This is a genomic window from Dietzia psychralcaliphila (genome assembly GCF_003096095.1).
Lineage (GTDB): Bacteria > Actinomycetota > Actinomycetes > Mycobacteriales > Mycobacteriaceae > Dietzia > Dietzia psychralcaliphila.
Genome location: NZ_CP015453.1, coordinates 2,026,955 through 2,044,824, shown reverse-complemented (window position 1 = coordinate 2,044,824; position 17,870 = coordinate 2,026,955). Strand labels below are relative to the sequence as shown.

The 17,870-nt window shown below is 69.8% G+C and carries 16 protein-coding genes; 10 read left to right on the top strand and 6 right to left on the bottom strand.

Features of this window, described 5'->3' with window-relative positions; all coding sequences use genetic code 11:
* Window positions 1–24: 24 nt before the first annotated feature.
* On the top strand, window positions 25–1,134 hold the full coding sequence (gene rlmN / locus A6048_RS09355) for a dual-specificity RNA methyltransferase RlmN (RefSeq protein WP_107747690.1): 1,110 nt from the start codon (window positions 25–27) through the stop codon (window positions 1,132–1,134).
* Window positions 1,135–1,229: 95 nt separating this feature from the next.
* Here the strand turns inward: rlmN and A6048_RS09350 are convergent, their stop codons facing one another.
* The gene (locus A6048_RS09350) at window positions 1,230–1,589 is read right to left on the bottom strand and encodes a DUF2631 domain-containing protein (RefSeq protein WP_107747439.1); all 360 of its coding nucleotides are present in this window, start codon (window positions 1,587–1,589) and stop codon (window positions 1,230–1,232) included.
* 164 nt (window positions 1,590–1,753) lie between these two features.
* Here A6048_RS09350 and dxr point away from each other — a divergent pair, with 164 nt between their 5' ends.
* The 6 genes from dxr to A6048_RS09320 all read left to right on the top strand — a co-directional run bounded on the left by dxr (window position 1,754) and on the right by A6048_RS09320 (window position 8,889).
* A complete protein-coding gene (dxr, locus tag A6048_RS09345; RefSeq protein ID WP_235027350.1) occupies window positions 1,754–2,917 on the top strand; it encodes a 1-deoxy-D-xylulose-5-phosphate reductoisomerase in 1,164 nt (387 codons plus the stop codon).
* 6 nt (window positions 2,918–2,923) lie between these two features.
* A complete protein-coding gene (locus A6048_RS09340; RefSeq protein ID WP_107747441.1) occupies window positions 2,924–4,141 on the top strand; it encodes a M50 family metallopeptidase in 1,218 nt (405 codons plus the stop codon).
* A 136-nt stretch (window positions 4,142–4,277) separates the two neighbouring features.
* Window positions 4,278–5,426: a flavodoxin-dependent (E)-4-hydroxy-3-methylbut-2-enyl-diphosphate synthase gene (gene ispG, locus A6048_RS09335; RefSeq protein WP_200837315.1), complete on the top strand. Its 1,149-nt coding sequence runs from the start codon at window positions 4,278–4,280 to the stop codon at window positions 5,424–5,426.
* Window positions 5,427–5,430: 4 nt separating this feature from the next.
* Window positions 5,431–6,285 (top strand): GNAT family N-acetyltransferase, encoded by an 855-nt coding sequence (locus tag A6048_RS09330; protein ID WP_107747443.1) that lies wholly within the window; start codon window positions 5,431–5,433, stop codon window positions 6,283–6,285.
* 147 nt (window positions 6,286–6,432) lie between these two features.
* Complete coding sequence (map, locus tag A6048_RS09325) at window positions 6,433–7,308, top strand: type I methionyl aminopeptidase (protein WP_107747444.1); 876 nt, start codon at window positions 6,433–6,435, stop codon at window positions 7,306–7,308.
* 102 nt (window positions 7,309–7,410) lie between these two features.
* Window positions 7,411–8,889 (top strand): flavin-containing monooxygenase, encoded by a 1,479-nt coding sequence (locus tag A6048_RS09320; RefSeq protein ID WP_107747445.1) that lies wholly within the window; start codon window positions 7,411–7,413, stop codon window positions 8,887–8,889.
* A 19-nt stretch (window positions 8,890–8,908) separates the two neighbouring features.
* Here A6048_RS09320 and mtr read toward each other — a convergent pair whose 3' ends face one another.
* Window positions 8,909–10,309 (bottom strand): mycothione reductase, encoded by a 1,401-nt coding sequence (gene mtr, locus A6048_RS09315; RefSeq protein WP_107747446.1) that lies wholly within the window; start codon window positions 10,307–10,309, stop codon window positions 8,909–8,911.
* Between the two features lie 5 nt (window positions 10,310–10,314).
* Window positions 10,315–11,352, bottom strand: a complete 1,038-nt coding sequence (locus tag A6048_RS09310) for an alpha/beta hydrolase (protein ID WP_235027349.1) — start codon at window positions 11,350–11,352, stop codon at window positions 10,315–10,317.
* A gap of 132 nt (window positions 11,353–11,484) precedes the next feature.
* Here A6048_RS09310 and mqo point away from each other — a divergent pair, with 132 nt between their 5' ends.
* A complete protein-coding gene (gene mqo, locus A6048_RS09305; protein ID WP_107747448.1) occupies window positions 11,485–12,981 on the top strand; it encodes a malate dehydrogenase (quinone) in 1,497 nt (498 codons plus the stop codon).
* A 137-nt stretch (window positions 12,982–13,118) separates the two neighbouring features.
* On the top strand, window positions 13,119–14,345 hold the full coding sequence (cobA, locus tag A6048_RS09300) for a uroporphyrinogen-III C-methyltransferase (RefSeq protein ID WP_107747449.1): 1,227 nt from the start codon (window positions 13,119–13,121) through the stop codon (window positions 14,343–14,345).
* A 9-nt stretch (window positions 14,346–14,354) separates the two neighbouring features.
* On the opposite strand, the gene A6048_RS09295 is transcribed toward cobA, so the two are convergent.
* Complete coding sequence (locus A6048_RS09295; RefSeq protein WP_107747450.1) at window positions 14,355–15,104, bottom strand: YaaA family protein; 750 nt, start codon at window positions 15,102–15,104, stop codon at window positions 14,355–14,357.
* A 58-nt stretch (window positions 15,105–15,162) separates the two neighbouring features.
* Between A6048_RS09295 and A6048_RS09290 the strand changes: the two genes are divergently transcribed.
* Complete coding sequence (locus A6048_RS09290) at window positions 15,163–16,914, top strand: proline--tRNA ligase (RefSeq protein ID WP_107747691.1); 1,752 nt, start codon at window positions 15,163–15,165, stop codon at window positions 16,912–16,914.
* Window positions 16,915–16,918: 4 nt separating this feature from the next.
* Here the strand turns inward: A6048_RS09290 and A6048_RS09285 are convergent, their stop codons facing one another.
* Window positions 16,919–17,323, bottom strand: coding sequence for a DUF4439 domain-containing protein (locus A6048_RS09285; protein ID WP_107747451.1), 405 nt, complete (start codon window positions 17,321–17,323; stop codon window positions 16,919–16,921).
* Entirely contained in the window at window positions 17,320–17,796 is a 477-nt protein-coding gene (locus A6048_RS09280; RefSeq protein ID WP_107747452.1) for a ubiquinol-cytochrome c reductase iron-sulfur subunit N-terminal domain-containing protein, read from the bottom strand. The genes A6048_RS09285 and A6048_RS09280 overlap by 4 nt, the downstream gene beginning before the upstream one ends.
* Between the last annotated feature and the right edge of the window lie 74 nt (window positions 17,797–17,870).

Sequence of the window (17,870 nt, the reverse complement as noted above, 5' to 3'; positions counted from 1 at the left end):
GTTTCTGACACAATGGCTGCCATCATGGTTGAACCACTACCCCTCGTCTTCGATGCCCCCCGCCGGGGCCTTCCCCCTCGACACTTCGCCGACCTCGACGCCGAGGGCCGAGCCGAGGCGATGGGCGAGCTCGGGGTCCCCGCGTTCCGGGGAAAGCAGCTCGCCAACCAGTACTTCGGACGCCTCGAGGCGGACCCGGGAGCAATGACGGACCTGCCCGTCGAGCTGCGGGACAAGGTCGGAGCGGACCTGTTCCCCCGGCTCGCCTCCTCGATGCGGCACATCTCCGCCGACGGGGGTACCACCCGCAAGACGCTGTGGAAGCTGCACGACGGTTCGCTCGTGGAGAGCGTCCTCATGCGGTACCCGGACCGGGCGACGTTGTGCATCTCCAGTCAGGCCGGTTGCGGCATGGCCTGCCCGTTCTGCGCCACCGGGCAGGCCGGGCTCGAGCGCAACCTCTCGGCCGCGGAGATCCTCGAACAGGTGCGGGAGGCCGCCCGGGCCATGAGGGACGGGGAGGTCCCCGGCGGACCGGGCCGTCTGTCCAACGTGGTGTTCATGGGGATGGGGGAGCCGCTCGCCAACTACAAGCGGGTCCTCACTGCTGTCCGGGGCATCGTCTCGCCGCCGCCGTCCGGCTTCGGACTGTCCCAGCGCTCGGTCACCGTGTCGACCGTCGGGGTGGTCCCCGCGATCCATCGACTGGCGGAGGAGGGACTGCATGTCACTCTGGCCGTCTCTCTGCACACGCCAGACGACGAACTGCGCGACACCCTCGTACCGGTCAACAATCGGTGGCCGGTCGCCGAGGTCATCGACGCGGCGCGACACTATGCCGACGCCACCGGTCGGCGTGTGTCGATCGAGTACGCGCTGATCCGCGACGTCAACGATCAGACGTGGCGCGGGGAGATGCTCGGGCGCCTGCTCGCCCAGAGACTCGGGCCCATGGCGCACGTCAACCTCATCCCGCTCAACCCGACGCCCGGCAGCGAGTGGGACGCCAGCCCGAAGCCCCAGCAGGACGCGTTCCAGGCCGCGGTCCAGCAGGCCGGCGTGTCCTGCACCGTCCGGGACACCCGCGGGCAGGAGATCGCCGCCGCCTGCGGTCAGCTCGCCGCGGAGGGGTAACCGCGCCCGACGGGGTGGCGTCACCCGTCGGTAGACGAAGAGAAGGGCCGCCATCCGCGGAAGTCGCGTGGCGGCCCTTCTCGGAGCGGCTGAGGTCAGCGCTTGGCGGGAGCCGTCGCGACGGCGCCGGTCGCCGCGGCGCCGAACACGGAGTAGTGATCGGCGGGGACCTCGTAGATCTCGATTCTCTTCACGCTGTCGTCCTTCTTCGGGCGCAGCGCGAGGAACATCCACACCGCCAGGAACCCGGCGATGCTGACCAGCCAGATGTCCTCCACCCGGCCCATGTGGTTGCCGAACAGCATCGCCAGGAGGAACAGCACGAAGAAGCCGCCCACGACGAGGCCGACCTTCCTGCTGTGCTGGTGCCAGCCCCACTCGACCGAGGGCTCGTCGAGGGAGCTGATGCCCTCCACGACGATTTCCTTGCTGGTGTGGTGCCCGTCAGCGCTCATGCTCCCCGGTTCTCCTCACGGCTCGCTGGCAGCCCTGCGGGCCGCCGACATCCAGCTCAGTCTGGCACACGCCCGGTCGGGGTCGACGGGTAACCCGCCGGTATCGCGCAGCCCGAGCGTCACTCGATGCGGCGCCCGGGGCTCCGTACGTGGACAATGACGGGGTGACCACGCGCGTTCTCATCCTCGGCAGCACCGGCTCGATCGGTACCCAGGCACTGGAGGTGGCCTCCGAGGCCGGCCCCGGCCTGTTCGAGGTGGTGGGCCTGGCCGCCGGCGGAGGTCGGGTCGACCTGCTCGGGGATCAGATCGCGGCGACCGGGGCCGGGTACGTCGCGGTCGCGGACCCCGCTGCCGCCGCGCGGATCCGGTCGGAATTCCCCGACGTGACCGTGTTCGAGGGGCCGGGCGGGGCCGTGGAACTGGTCGGGGCGGTGGGGGCGGACGTCGTGCTCAACGGTATCGACGGCTCGATCGGACTCGGACCCACCCTGGCCGCACTGCGGACCGGCGCCCGACTGGCGTTGGCCAACAAGGAGTCCCTCGTCGCCGGTGGTGCGCTCGTCACCGGGACCGCCGCCCCCGGGCAGCTGGTGCCCGTGGACTCCGAACACTCGGCAATGGCCCAGTGTCTGCGGTCGGGCACGGCGGACGAGGTCGCCGGCCTCATCCTGACCGCGTCCGGAGGTCCGTTCCGGGGCAGGACGCGCGCGCAGTTGGCCGACGTCACCGCGGAGCAGGCCCTTCAGCACCCCACGTGGGCGATGGGGCGGATGATCACGCTCAACTCGGCCACCCTGGTCAACAAGGCACTCGAGCTGATCGAGGCGCACCTGCTGTTCGCGGTGCCGTACGAGAAGATCGAGGTGACCGTTCACCCCCAGTCGGTGGTGCATTCCGCCGTGACCTTTGTCGACGGAGCCACGATCGCCAAGGCCTCGCCTCCGTCTATGAAGCTGCCCATCGCCCTCGCACTCGGCTGGCCGGACCGGATTCCCGGGGCCACGACTCCTCTGGACTTCTCGCTGTCCCACACCTGGACATTCGAGCCTGTGGACGAGAAGACGTTCCCGGCGATCTCGGTGGCCCGCGCGGCGGGTGCGGCGGGGGGCCTGCGGACGGCGGTGTTCAACGCCGCCAACGAGGAGGCCGCACCGGCGTTCCTCGACGGGCGGATCGGATTCACCGAGATCGTCGACGTGGTGGCGGAGACCGTCGCGGCGGCCGACGAGTGGTCGTCCGATCCGCGCGACCTGGACGACGTCACGGCGGCGGAGTCCTGGGCGCGTCGCCACGCCGCCGTCCTCGTCGCGGGCCGGGAGGGCTGAGTCGTGATGGTCTTCGGGATCGTGCTCTTCGCACTCGGGATAATGGTGTCGATCGTGCTCCACGAGTACGGGCACATGCGGGTGGCGCAGTGGTCGGGCATGAAGGTCCGCCGGTTCTTCGTCGGCTTCGGCCCGACGCTGTGGTCCGTGCGCCGCGGGGGGATCGAATACGGCCTCAAGGCGGTCCCGCTGGGCGGGTTCTGCGATATCGCCGGCATGACGGCGTACGACGAGTTGGCCCCGGAGGACGAACCGAAGGCCATGTGGCGTCAGGCGTGGTGGAAACGGGTGGCTGTCCTGCTGGCCGGTCCCTTCATGAACATCGTCCTGGCGATCGCACTCTTCTACACGGTCGCCCTGGGCTGGGGCCTGGTCAACCGCGATGTCCAACCGATCCCCACCGACAGGGTCGCGGCAGTGGTGGGAGACACCTGTGAGGGTGCGGACCGGTGTGGTGTCGGCGTGGGCCCGGCGGGTGAGGCCGGAATCCTGGCCGGCGACCGGATCACGTCCGTCGACGGCCTGCCGGTGGGCAGCTGGGCCGACCTGTCCGAGGTGGTCTCCGCGCGTCCCGGCGAGACCGTGCCGGTCACGATCGACCGCGCGGGGGAGACCGTGACGACGACGGCGAACCTCACCTCGTCATCCGTGGGCGGACAGGCGAGGGGAGCGCTGGGGGTGCAGCTGTCCAACGACGGCATCCCGCAGGAGATCCTCGACGACCCCGCGTACCAGACGGTCAACACCTACGACGCGCTCGGTGCGGTCCCGGCGACTTTCGTGTTCACCGGGGAGATGATCGAGGCCACGGTCGAGGGCCTCATCTCGTTCCCGTCCAAGATCCCCGCGGTTGCGGCGTCGATCTTCGGCGCCGAACGGGCCGACGACTCGCCCGTCTCGGTGGTGGGTGCGAGCCACATCGGCGGACAGGCCGCCGAGCAGGGTGCCTGGTGGCTGTTCCTGCTCTTCCTCGCCGGGCTGAACCTGTTCCTCGGGGCGTTCAACCTGGTCCCGCTCACCCCGTTCGACGGTGGTCACATCGCGGTGGTGTTCTACGAGAAGATCCGGGACGCGCTGCGACGACTGCGCGGCCTGGCGCCCGGCGGGCCGGCGGACTACGAGAAGCTCGCCCCTCTCACCATCGGGGTGTTCGTCCTGTTGATGGGTGTGTCCGCGATCGTCATCACGGCGGACTTCGTCAACCCCATACTGCTGACAGGATGAGCGTGCGGACGCCCGATCTCGCCCCCGCGTCCCGGAACGCGGATAATGGTGGGCGGGACCCGCGAGCACCCGGCTGGCAGCCCCTACGGAAGGCCCTGTTGTGAACGACTCCTCCTCCATCCCCGTCGGACTGGGAATGCCAGACGGTCCGCCGCCGGTTCTCGCGCCGCGACGGAAGACGCGGCAGCTGTTCGTTGGCCAGGTGGGTGTGGGCAGCGATCATCCGGTGTCGGTCCAGTCGATGACCACCACCAAGACCCACGACGTCAACGCCACGCTCCAACAGATCGCCGAGCTCACGGCGTCGGGCTGCGACATCGTCCGCGTGGCGTGCCCCCGCCAGGAGGACGCCGACGCGCTGTCGACCATCGCGCGCAAGTCGCCGATCCCCGTCATCGCGGACATCCACTTCCAGCCGAAGTACATCTTCGCGGCGATCGACGCCGGTTGCGCGGCGGTCCGCGTCAACCCCGGCAACATCAAGGAGTTCGACGGACGGGTCGAGGAGGTCGCCAAGGCGGCCGGCGCCGCGGGCATCCCCATCCGGATAGGTGTCAACGCGGGCTCCCTCGATCCGCGCCTGCTCGCCAAGTACGGCAAGGCCACCCCGGAGGCGCTGGTGGAGTCGGCGCTGTGGGAGGCCTCGTTGTTCGAGGACCACGGCTTCGGTGACATCAAGATCTCGGTCAAGCACAACGACCCGGTGATCATGGTGGAGGCCTACCGTCAGCTCGCGTCGAAGAGCGACTATCCGCTCCACCTGGGGGTCACCGAGGCCGGGCCGGCGTTCCAGGGCACCATCAAGTCCGCGGTCGCGTTCGGGGCCCTGCTGTCGGAGGGGATCGGCGACACCATCCGGGTCTCGCTCTCCGCGCCACCGGTCGAGGAGATCAAGGTCGGGTCGCAGATCCTGCAATCGCTCAACCTGCGTCCCCGCAAGCTCGAGATCGTGTCCTGCCCGTCGTGTGGGCGCGCCCAGGTCGACGTCTACAAGCTCGCCGACGAGGTAACCGCCGGCCTCGAGGGGATGACCGTTCCCCTTCGGGTGGCCGTGATGGGATGTGTCGTCAACGGGCCCGGTGAGGCACGCGAGGCCGATCTGGGTGTCGCGTCGGGCAACGGCAAGGGCCAGATCTTCGTCAAGGGCGAGGTCATCAAGACCGTGCCGGAGGCGATGATCGTGGAGACACTCATCGAAGAGGCCATGCGGATCGCCGAGGAGATGGGCGAGCCGGTCGGAGAGGCCGCAGAGGGTCAGGGTCCCCAGGTCAAGGTCACGCGATAGGCCTATGACCGATACGGCTGCGCCGGAGACGGGAACCGGCGGGTGCCGCGGGGTGGGCCCGGGGGAGGCCCGCGTTCTGCTCGGGGTCCTCGAGTCCGACCCCTTGGTGTCGTGTCCCGCGGCGGAGAAGTTCGCCGCGTCCGGTGCCGTCCCCGGGCCGGAGGGACGGTTCCTGACGCTGGGCGGCCCCGAGAGGTCGCTGGTGTTCGTGGGGAATTCGGTTCTGCCGCTCCGTGGTGATGCGCACGACCACCACGCACTCGGACTGGCGGTCGCGGGCCTGGGGCTCGGGCCGATGTCGGTACACGGACGGAGGGATCAGGTCTCCCCGCTGTGGAACGCCCTCGGCACCTGCTGGGATCCTCCCCGGGAGTATCGCGATTCGCAGTTCCTGATGGAGTTGCAGGGGCCTGTGGACCAGTCCCTCGTGCTCGGCGGTATCCGGGCCGCGACCATCGTCGAGTTCGAGCAGGTGCTCGCCGCCGCGGCGGCGATGTACCGCGAGGAGTTGGGGTCCGACCCGTTCGCTGTGGGTTCGGGCATCCCGTTCCGCCGCCGGGTCGCGCGTTCCCTGGCGCGGGGGAGAACCTGGGTCGGGGTCGACGACGGCGAGGTGTTCTTCAAGGCCGACGTCGCCGCCGTCTCCCCGTGGTCCGCGCAGATCCAGGGAGTCTGGGTCCGCCCCGGACGGAGGGGCGCGGGACTCGGGACCGGCGGGATCGCCGCGGTGTGCGCGGCCCTGCAGTCCGGGCGGCTGACCCCGTCGCTGGTGGTCAACGGATCCAACACCGCCGCCCGCTCGGCGTACCGACGGGTCGGGATGATCGACGTGGTCGACTACGCGACCGTCCTGATGTGATTCCCCGTGCCCTCTGACTCCCCGGGCTGACTCCCCGGGCGCTGTCACACCCCGAGCGCTGTCACACCCGGGCGCTGTGGCGGCGCGGGGGATCCGTCGTCGGGACCGGGTCGGCAGCGCGCACCCGAACGCACCTATCCTTGAGCCATGACCACCTCGACCCGTCAGCCCCTCGTCCCCGGCGAACCCACACCGATCCGGACAGTTCCCGAGTCGATCCCGCGTCCGGAGTACGTCTGGCGTGACCGGGTCGACGAGGCCAACGGTGAACCATGGGTGCAGACCCCCGAGGTGATCGAGGCGATGCGCAGGGCGTGCACGATAGCGGCCGACGCCCTCGTCGTGGCGGGGCGGGCGGTGGCACCCGGGGTCACCACCGACGAGATCGACCGGATCGCCCACGAGTACATGTGCGACCACGGCGCCTACCCGTCGACGTTGGGGTACAAGGCGTTCCCCAAGTCCAGCTGCGTGTCCCTCAACGAGGTGATCTGCCACGGTATCCCCGACACGACCGTGATCCGGGACGGGGACATCGTCAACATCGACGTCACGGCCTTCATCGACGGCGTCCACGGCGACACCAACGCCACCTTCCTGGCGGGCGAGGTCACCGAGGAGAACAGGCTCCTGGTCGAACGGACGCGTGAGGCCATGGACCGCGGGATCAGGGCCATCCGCCCCGGCCGCGAGATCAACGTGATCGGGCGTGTCATCGAGTCCTACGCGCGGCGGTTCGACTACACGGTGGTCCGGGAGTTCACCGGCCACGGGGTGGGGCCGACCTTCCACAACGGCCTGGTGGTGCTCCACTACGACGAGCCGTCCCGGACCGAGGTCCTGGAGCCAGGGATGACGCTGACTGTGGAACCGATGATCTCTCTGGGCGGCCCCGGGTTCGACGTCTGGGACGACGACTGGACGGTCACCACGGCGGACAAGGCGTGGACCGCACAGTTCGAGCACACCGTCCTGGTCACCGAGTCCGGCGTCGAGGTGCTGACCCTGCCGAGCGGGAGCTGACGCCTCCGCCGTCGGGTCGGATCGGGCGCCCCGACGATCCGAGTTGAACGATTGTCCCGATGCGGCCGTGAACAATGGACATCTCGCGCCATAATGTCAACCATGATCGATACCCCCCGCGGACCTGTAGACCACGTCGACATCCTTGTCGTCGGAGCCGGGTTCGGGGGGATCTCGATGGCCGATCGTCTCCTTCGGGAGGGACGGGGCGGGGATCTCCTCGTGGTCGAGGCCGGCGACGAGGTCGGCGGGACCTGGCGCGACAACACCTACCCGGGGTGCGCCTGCGACGTGCCCACCTCCCTGTACTCGTTGTCGGGTCACGCTCACCCCGACTGGTCGCACTCGTTCGGCCGACAGGGCGAGATCCAGGCCTACCTCGTGGGGGTCGCGGACAGGATCGGCCTCCGCGATCGGCTCGTCACCTCCTGCGAGGTCACCGGCGCGCGGTGGGACGGCGACACCGCCCGATGGATCGTCGACACCAGCCGAGGGCAGGTCCGGGCCCGCAATCTCATCATCGCGACGGGGGCGCTCTCCGCACCCTCGGTGCCCGCACTCCCGGGCCTCGAGGACTTCGACGGCGAGGTGTTCCACTCCGCGCGCTGGCGCCACGACATCCCCCTCGCCGGCAAGAAGGTCGCGGTGGTCGGTACGGGCGCCTCTGCCGTGCAGTTCGTGCCCGAGATCGCCGGGACCGCCGACCACGTCACGGTCTTCCAACGGACACCCGGCTGGATCCTGCCCCGGTTCGACCGTTCCGTCTCCCGGCGTCGCCGCGGGCTGTACCGACGTTTCCCGTTCCTGCAACAGATCGTCCGGGGTCGGGTCTACGCGGGCCGTGAGCTCTACGTCCTGGCATTCACCCGGGCCCGGTTCCTCCTCCGGTTCTTCGAGTGGTTCGCGCGGTTCTACCTGCTGGTCAAGGTGCGGGACCGGCGGATGCGGAAGTTGCTCACCCCGGATTTCTCGATCGGGTGCAAGCGGGTGCTGCTGACCAGCCAGTGGCTCCCGGCGCTGTGTCGGCGGGACGTCACCTTGGTCTCCGGTGCCGCGACCTCGGTGACCCCGGACGGTCTCGTCGACTCCGGGGGTGCCGAGCACCCCGCCGACGTGATCATCTTCGGAACCGGGTTCCAGCCCACCGAGCCGCCCATCGCGCGGGTCGTGACCGGTTCGGACGGCAGGACCCTTGCCGACCACTGGGACGGCAGCCCCCGCGCCCACAACGGCGTGACGGTCTCCGCGTTCCCCAACCTCTTCCTGATGTTCGGGCCCAACACCAGCCTCGGTCACTCGTCGATCGTCTACATGCTCGAATCACAGGCCGAGCACGTGTTGACGCTGCTCGACTTATCGCGGGGTGCGGATCGGGGGACCGTGGAGGTGCGGGAGGAGGCCCTCGACCGGTATTCCGACCGGATGGATCGCGAACTCGCCGGCACCGTGTGGAACGACGGCGGATGCTCGAGTTGGTACATCGACTCACGGGGCCGGAACTCGACGCTGTGGCCCACCTTCACCTTCCGATACCGGCGCCAGGTGAGGTCGGTCGACCCGGCGGACTTCGTGGTCAGTTGAGGCCCGCCGGGGCGGCGGGTCAGAAGCCCCGGTCCGGGAAATCCAGGCCGAGCAGTGCGTTCTCGACGACCTCGGCCATCGCGGGATGGATCCAGTACTGACGGCGCGCGAGTTCGGGGACGGTGATCTCGAACTCCATCGCCTGGATGAGGATCTGGATCAGTGACGGCGAGTGGGCTCCCATGATGTGGGCGCCCACGAGCAACCCGGTGGCGCGGTCCGCGATGAGCTTGCAGCACCCGACCGAGTCCTCCATCGCCCAGCCGTACGCCACGTCGCCGTAGTCCTGGACCTTGACCGTGACGTCGTATCCGGCCTCGCGGGCCTCGGCCTCCGTCAGACCCACCGAGGCGATCTGCGGCCAGGTGAACACCGCGTAGGGCACCAGTCGGTGGTTGAAGGGCTGGAGGTCGTCCGGGTGCCGCAGGTTGTGTCCGAGCACTCGCTGTTCGTGGTTGGCGACGTGCTTGAGCTGGTAGGGCGAGCTCACGTCACCCAGGGCCCACACACCGGCCGCCGTGGTACGGCCGTATTCGTCGACCCTGATCAGCTCCCCGTCCATCGCCACGCCGGCGGTGTCGAGGCCGAGCAGGTCGCCGTTGGGGGTGCGGCCCGTGGCCACCAGGAGCGCGTCGCCGGAGCAGGTGGAACCGTCTTCGAAGGTGACCTCGACTCCGCGCCGGTCGGCGCCGGTCGCGGTCATGGTGGTGATCTGCTGTCCCAGGCGGACGTCCCACCTCCGGCCGGCGTTTTCGGTGAACCGTGCGGCCAGTTCCCTGTCCACGTTCTTGAGCAGGACGTCCGAGCGGCCTATGACGGTCACGTCCACTCCGAGCGCCGAGAACACGTGGGCGAACTCACACGCGATGAAGCCGGAACCCTGGATCACCATCGACCTGGGCAGCTCGGCGATCCGCATGACATCGTCGCTGGTGTAGTAGGCCACATCGGCGTCGGTGACGATCTGGGGGATCGAGGGGCGGGCCCCGGCGGCGATCACCACGGAGTCGGCCGTGATGAGCTCCCCGGTGCCGGTGTCGATGGTGCGCGGACCCACGAAGGTGGCGTGGCCGTCGTACACCGTGACGTTGTCGCAGCGGTTGCGGCGGTAGTCCTCGCCACTGGAGGCGATGGGGTCGATCCGCCGATCGAACACCCGGGAGACGATGTCAGGCCAGCGGACACCGTCGAGAGTCGAGTCGATCCCGTACGTGCTCGAGTGCTCGATGGCGGTGGCGGTGTCGGCGGCGTAGACGAACATCTTGGTGGGGATGCAGCCCACGTTGAGGCACGTCCCGCCGAAGGCTCCCTTCTCGCAGATCGCCACGGAGAGGTCGGCGAACGACTCGTCGATCAACGAGTTGCCGCTGCCGGTACCGATCACGACGAGGTCGAAATGCCGGGAGGGGGTCTGGGTCATGGTCGTCAGGACTCCTTGGTGTGGGGTTCGAGGATCTGGTCCAGCCAGTCGCCGAGGTGCCGGAAGACCACCTCGAGCACGTCCGCGCGGGAGAGGAACACGTCGTGGCGGGCACCGTCGACGGGGATGTCCGTGATCCGGTCCGAGACCCGGTCGGCGAACCGCTCCATCGAGCGGACGTCGAGGATCAGGTCGGTGTCGACGTCGAGCACGCCGTCCCTGCCGCGCGCGCCCACGGACGACGCCGTGGACCGCAGCATGAGGACGGGCAGCGGGAGGTGCACCCCGGACTGCAGGCGCTTCTGCGCCCGGCGGACGGCCGCCAACCATCCGGCGCGGACCCCGACCCCACCCGGGGGTTTGAGGGCGGTGTCGAAGTGGAACTCCCCGTCGTGGTCGATGTGGGTGCTCACCACGTACCGGTCCGAGGTCTTCAGGGGCAACCGGTAGTAGGGCCTGGCCGAGCCCAGAGTGCGGATGACCGGGTCCAACAGGGATCTGGCGCGGTCGGGGACGTCGAGCTGGAACCAGGGGGAGTTGAGCACCAGTCCCACGACAGGGTCCAAGGCGCCCCGGTCACGACGCCGACCGAGCCACAGCGGCACCACCAGCCCGCCCGTGGAGTGCGCGGCCACGATGACCGGGAGTCCGGGATGATCGGCGGCGATCACGGCCAGTGACTGGTCCAGCTCGTCGTCGTACCTCTCCAGGTCGGTGGTGAAGTGCGGCGTCAGGCCGTCCCGTCTGGAACGACCGCACTTGCGCAGGTCCACGCCGTAGGTGGCGATCCGGCGATCGGCGAGGAACTCGGCGAGATGCGTGTGGAAGAAGTAGTCGGACAGGCCGTGGACGACCAGCAGGGCCGCGACGGGCTCCGCCGGAGCGTCCTCGTGCCGCACGAGGGTGGCCGAGATCGGTCCCTCACCGTCCGGATCGGTACCGAGCGGGAGCTCGCGGCGACGGTAGGACGGGCCCAACAGGTCCGGGGTCCACTGCGCGTCGGATCCGGTGGGGGCGACGGGATCGGGGGAGGGCGGAGACACGACGACCACCCTAGTCCGGTGTGCCGCGGGGGCAGACCGGTGAGTAGTCTTGGGATCCGGTGGACGCGGGGTCGCCGGACGGGCCCGTGTCGATTCCAATTCGGGTCCACGACCAAATAGCGAGGGTAGCCGGTGACTGCAGACCAGGTGGCAAAGCACGGAACGACTGATGTGGCGCTCATCGGCGCGGGCACCATGAGCGCGACGCTCGGGGCCCTCCTGCGTCGCCTCCAGCCCGATTGGCAGATCGAGATCTTCGAGCGGCTCGAGGGCCCTGCACTGGAGTCCTCCGATGCGTGGAACAACGCCGGTACCGGCCACTCCGCGCTCTGCGAACTCAACTATTCCCCCAAGACCGCCGACGGCGACGTGGACATCACCAAGGCGGTGGGCGTCAACGAGAAGTTCCAGGTCTCCCGGCAGTTCTGGTCCTACGCCGTGGAGAACACGATCCTCGGAGACCCGACGGAGTGGATCCGCCCGGTCCCGCACATGAGTTTCGTGTCCGGCGAAGCCGGGCAGGACTATCTGCAGAAGCGCTACGACAAGCTCGCGGGCCACCCCCTGTTCCCAGGGATGGGTCACACCACGGATTTCGGGGAGCTCGAGCGGCTCGTCCCCCTGATGGCTCGTGACCGCTCAGCCGAGCAGCCCTTCGCGCTCAGTCACTTCGAGAACGGCACCGACGTGAACTTCGGCGCCCTCACGCGTCAGTTCGTCAAGTACCTCACCCGGACCGGCACCGAGGTCCACTACCAGAACCAGGTCAAGGACCTCGAGCGCAATACCGACGGCACCTGGCGACTGACCGTGGCCAACCGCCACACCGGTGACGAGCGCACGGTCGACGCGAAGTTCGTCTTCGTCGGAGCCGGAGGCGGTGCCCTGCACCTGCTGCAGAAATCCGGGATCCCGGAGATCAAGGGCATCGGCGGGTTCCCCGTCGGTGGCCAGTGGCTCCGCTGCACCAACCCGGACCTCGTCGATCAGCACCAGGCCAAGGTGTACAGCCAGGCGTCCGTCGGCGCGCCGCCGATGTCGGTGCCGCACCTCGACACCCGCGTCATCGACGGCAAGAAGGGCCTGCTCTTCGGCCCGTTCGCCGGCTGGACCCCCAAGTTCCTCAAGATGGGCAGTTTCATGGACCTGCCCTCGAGCATCCGGCCGGGCAACCTGCTGCCCATGGCCAACATCGGGCTCACCGAGATGGACCTGGTCAAGTACCTCGTCACCGAGCTCGCCAAGAACCACGGCGCGCGTGTCGACACCCTCAGGGACTTCGTGCCGTCCGCGCAGGACGGCGAGTGGGAGAAGGTCGTCGCGGGCCAGCGGGTCCAGGTGATCAAGCCCAACGGTCGCGGAGGCACCCTCGAGTTCGGCACGGCCGTGGTGAACGCCGCCGACGGGTCGATCGCCGGTCTGCTGGGTGCGTCCCCCGGCGCGTCCACGGCGGTCGACGCGATGGTCGATGTCCTCCAGCGCTGCTTCCCGAGCCGTTTCGCGGACTGGAAGCCCGCGCTCGAGGAGATGATCCCGTCCCTCGGCCGCGATCTCGCCGAGGAGAAGTCCCTGTTCGACGAGCAGTTCGAGCGTTCGACCCGCACCCTCAAGCTCGATCAGAAGGCCTGAGAGGGGGGGGCCGCACCCGCCCCGTACGAACCCGTCATCCCCCGGTCGCCGCGTCGCTGCGGCCGGGGGATGACGCGTATCACAGTGCCTCGGGGCCGAGGCGGTCGCGGCCACCGACGGCGGATAGGATCGGCGGCATGATCCGGCCCGTGAACCCGTACCCCGTCGGCTTGGACCTCGAAGGCCGTCGGGTCGTGGTGATCGGCGGCGGATCGGTGGCCCAGCGGCGGATCCCGGTCCTCCTCGAGTCGGGTGCCGTCGTCCACCTGGTGAGTCCCGAGATCACGCCCACACTGCAGGGACTGGTCGACTCCGGCCGCATCCGGTGGGAGGCCCGTGACTACCGCTCCGGCGACCTCGAGGGCGCCTGGTACGTGGTGGCGGCCACCAAGGACTCGCTCGTCAACGCGAGGGTCGCCGCCGAGGCCGAGCAGGACCGCACCTTCTGCGTGCGGTCGGACGCCGTCAACTCGGGCACCGCGGTGACGCCCGCCGTCGTCCGCCGCGACGAGATGGTGGTGGCGGTTCTCACCGGCGACCGTGCACGGACCGCCGAGGCCCGCGACGTGGTCGCCCGCGCTCTGAGCGACGCCGGTGCCGAGGCGCCGGAGGTCGAGGAGAGGCTGCGGGGGACGGTCGCGCTGGTCGGCGGCGGGCCGGGTGCCGACGACCTCATGACGGTGAGGGGCAGGCGTCTGCTCGCGCGGGCCGACGTCGTGGTGGCCGACCGACTCGCCCCGCAGCGGCCACTGGGGGAACTGCGCTCGGATGTCGAGATCGTCGATGCGGCCAAGATCCCGTACGGCCGCTCCATGGCCCAGGACGCCATCAACCAGGTCCTCGTGGACCGGGCGAGGGAGGGTAAGTTCGTCGTCCGACTCAAGGGCGGCGACCCGTTCCTCTACGGGCGGGGATACGAGGAGGCCCACGCCTGCGCCGAGGCCGGGATCCCCTGCACGGTCGTCCCAGGGGTGTCCAGCGCGCTCAGCGTTCCCGCGCTCGCGGGGATCCCCGTGAGCAACCGCGGCATGACCCACGAGGTCACCATCGTCTCGGGTCACCTCCCGCCGGGACACCCGGGCTCCCTCGTCGACTGGGAGGCCCTGGCACGGATGCGCGGGACGCTGGTCGTGCTGATGGGCGTCAAGAACTCCCCGGCCATCGCGGACTCCCTCATGGCCGGCGGCCGGTCGGCGGACACCCCCGCCGCGATCATCGTGGACGGAAGCCTCGACGGTCAGGTCACCCACCGGTGCACCATTGGCACCATGGCCACCACGCTCACCGACCGCGGGGTCAGGCCGCCGGCGATAGTCGTGGTCGGTGAGGTCGCCGGACTCCCGCAGGTGCTGGCCCGGGCCTGACCCCTCCGTTCAGGGTTCCGTGACCATCGTCAGTGAGGTTGCGGAGGTGTACTCGAGGGTGTGGCCGGCCCTGCGGGCCACCCGCAGGAGGGACTGCACGTCGGCCATCTCCGCGCGTGAGATCGCCAGCGACCGGGCGAGCAGACCCTTGTGGTGCTTGGAGAAGTGGGAGACCACCTTGCGGGTGCCGTCCGGATACTGTGTGACCACGTCGACGGTGACCGCCCCCGGAACCGGTCCCAGCTGGTGATAGCCACCCGAGCGGAGGTCCACCACCAGTTCGTCGGCCCAGTCCGCGGTCGCGGCGGTGAGCGACGGTTTCCACACCGAGCGGAGCGTTCCCAGTCCGGGAAGGCGCGTCCCCGCGGAGAGACGGTAGTGCGGGATGGGGTCGGCGGCCGCCAGTAGTCCGAACAGTGCCGACCCGATCCACAACCGCGATTCCGCGCGCGACCTGGTGGCCCGGGTGAAGGAGGCTTGGTCCAACGCGTCGTAGAGGACCCCGGTGTACCGACTGAGGGCGGGCGCGGTGGGGGAGGACCACAGTCGTGCGTCGAGGGTCACCTCCTCGGCGAGCGTGTCACTCAGGCCGAGCACGGATCGCGCGCCCGCCGGGTCGTCGCCACACATCGCGACCAGGGAGTCGGCCACCGATCTCCGGGTGTCGGTGAGCGCGGGGAGCGAGAGCGCGGCCAGATCGAGCGGGTCGCCCGAACCGCCGACGGACTTGGTCTCGGAGGGCGAGAGGAGGATGCGCACCCGGCTGAGGCTACCGTCGCTCCGGTGGCGGGCCCCCGGGCGGCTACGCTTGACCACCGTGATCACGCGTCTTTCCCACCTTTTCCTGCGCACGCTCCGCGACGACCCGGCCGATGCCGAGGTCCTGAGCCACAAACTGCTGGTCCGAGCCGGTTATGTCCGGCGCGTCGCGCCCGGCGTGTACTCGTGGCTGCCGCTCGGTCTGCGCACCCTCCGCCGCATCGAGCAGGTGGTGCGTGAGGAGATGAACGCCTCCGGCGCCCAGGAGATCAGCCTGCCCGCCCTCCTGCCCCGCGAGCCGTTCGAGACGACCGGCCGATGGACCGAGTACGGATCGGCACTGTTCCGCCTCAAGGACCGCAAGGGCAACGACATGCTGCTCGGTCCCACTCACGAGGAGCTGTTCACGCTGACGGTGCAGGGCGAGTACTCCTCGTACAAGGACCTGCCCGTCACCCTCTACCAGATCCAGTCCAAGTACCGGGACGAGGAGCGGCCCCGCGCCGGGATCCTCCGGGGTCGCGAGTTCACCATGAAGGACTCGTACTCCTTCGACCTCGACGATGCCGGCCTCGAGCGTTCGTACCAGGTGCACCGAGAGGCCTACCAGCGCATCTTCGACCGTCTGGGAATCGAGTACGTCATCTGCGCCGCCACGTCGGGCGCAATGGGCGGATCGGCCTCCGAGGAGTTCCTGGCCATCTCCGCGGCGGGGGAGGACACCTTCGTCCGGTCGACCGACGGGGAGTACGCGGCCAACGTCGAGGCGGTGGTGACCCCGGTACCGCCCTCCCGTCCACTCGAGGGACTGCCGGATCCGATCGTTCACGAGACCCCGGACACGCCGACGATCGCCACGCTGGTCGACTGGGCGAACAGCGCGGATCTGGGTCGGGAGGTCACCGCGGCGGACACCCTCAAGAACGTGTTGTTCAAGGTCCGCGAGCCCGGTAAGGACTGGTCGCTGCTCGGTGTGGGGCTGCCCGGGGACCGCGAGGTCGACATGAAGCGCGTCGAGGCGGCGCTCGAGCCCGCCGAGGTGGCCGTGTTGGACGAGGCCGACTTCAAGGACAACCCGTTCCTCGTCAAGGGGTACATCGGTCCCAATTCCCTGCTCGCGGGCGGGATCCGGTACCTGGTGGACCCCAGAGTGGTCGAGGGCACCGCATGGATCACCGGGGCGGACCAGCCGGGCCGGCACGTCGTGGACCTGGTCTGCGGGCGCGACTTCACCCCTGACGGCACGATCGAGGCGGCCGAGGTCAGGGAGGGTGACGAGGCCCCGGACGGCCACGGCACGCTCACCCTCGCGCGCGGGATCGAGATCGGTCACATCTTCCAACTCGGCCGCAAGTACACCGACGCCTTCGGGTTCGACGTCCTCGGCGAGAACGGCAAGCCCGCCCGGGTGACGATGGGCTCCTACGGAATCGGGGTGTCCCGGCTCGTGGCCGTGTTGGCCGAGCAGTACGCCGACGAGAAGGGTCTGGTGTGGCCGGCAGCCGCCGCCCCGGCCGACGTCCACGTGGTCATAGCCAACAAGGACGACGCGGCCACCAGCGGCGCCGCGACGCTCGTCGAGGCTTTCGACCGGGCCCGCCTCGAGGTGCTCTTCGACGACCGGAAGGCCTCACCTGGTGTGAAGTTCAAGGACGCCGAGTTGATCGGTGTCCCGTGGGTCGTCGTCGTGGGTCGTGGCTGGTCGGAGGGGACGGTCGAGCTCCGTGAGCGCGCCACCGGGGAGGTCACCCAGGTGCCGGTTGACGGAGCCGCCGACGAGATCGTCCGGCTCATCGGGGCCGGACGCTAGGCCGTCAGGACGGGGGAGGGAACCCGGGCAACGCCTCGAACGGCGCGCCCGGGACCAGCGTCCGCCACCGCTCCAGCTGAATCGAGGCAGCCGTGAGGGCGTCGAGGCAGAACTGCCGGACCTCCGTCGACCGCGCGGACCCGATCTCGGTCCGCCAGGCCACGCAGCAATCGGATTCGAGCCGGATGGCCAGGAGCACGGGCGAGGTCGGGGTGTCGGGGGCCGTCAGGTATCCGACCGGCGCGGGAGGCGCCTCGGGCCACAGGGCTTCCGCGGCATCCCGGCGGGCGCGGTGGGCAGCGAGTTCCCGCCGGACCGCGGCGCGGATCCCGCTGTCCGCACCGGCCAGGACGAGACCGTAACCGAAGACCGCGGCGTCCTCGGATGCCAGCCCGGGTGGTGTGGTCATGCGAGCACCACCTCGACCGCCGTCGCACAGGCCGCCGACACCGCGGCCGCGAGCTCCGCGCGGCTCCCACGCGAGGCCACGGCGACCTCCCCGGCTCGTCGGGCGTCGTCACGTAGGCGCGTGCGTACCTCCCCGATGGGTGGACAGATCGCCGGAGGCGGATCCGCTTCGGCCCCGTTCGAGGGTGCTTCCGTCGAGTCCGTGGGGCCGATCTCGGCGGAGAGCTGCTCGGCGTGTGTGCGGCGAGCGTCGGCGATCCTGTGCAGACGAGCGACGTCGTCCCCGTGCGATGCGTTCGCGGCGGCGAGTTCGCGGGCGTCGCGGTCGGCGGCCTCGGCCAACTCCAGCAGTGGATCCGGCTCGTCGTCGACCAGGGGTACGGCGCACCCCCCGGCGACCACCAGGCCGGTGGCGACAGCGGTCACCGCGACGAACCGTCGACGCGACACGGGGACGGTGGAGGAATCAGGCACCCCGACATCCTGCCAGGGGGCGCCGAGCCCGGGCCCCGGGGGCGGTACAGTGATCCGGCCCGTCCGCAACCCGG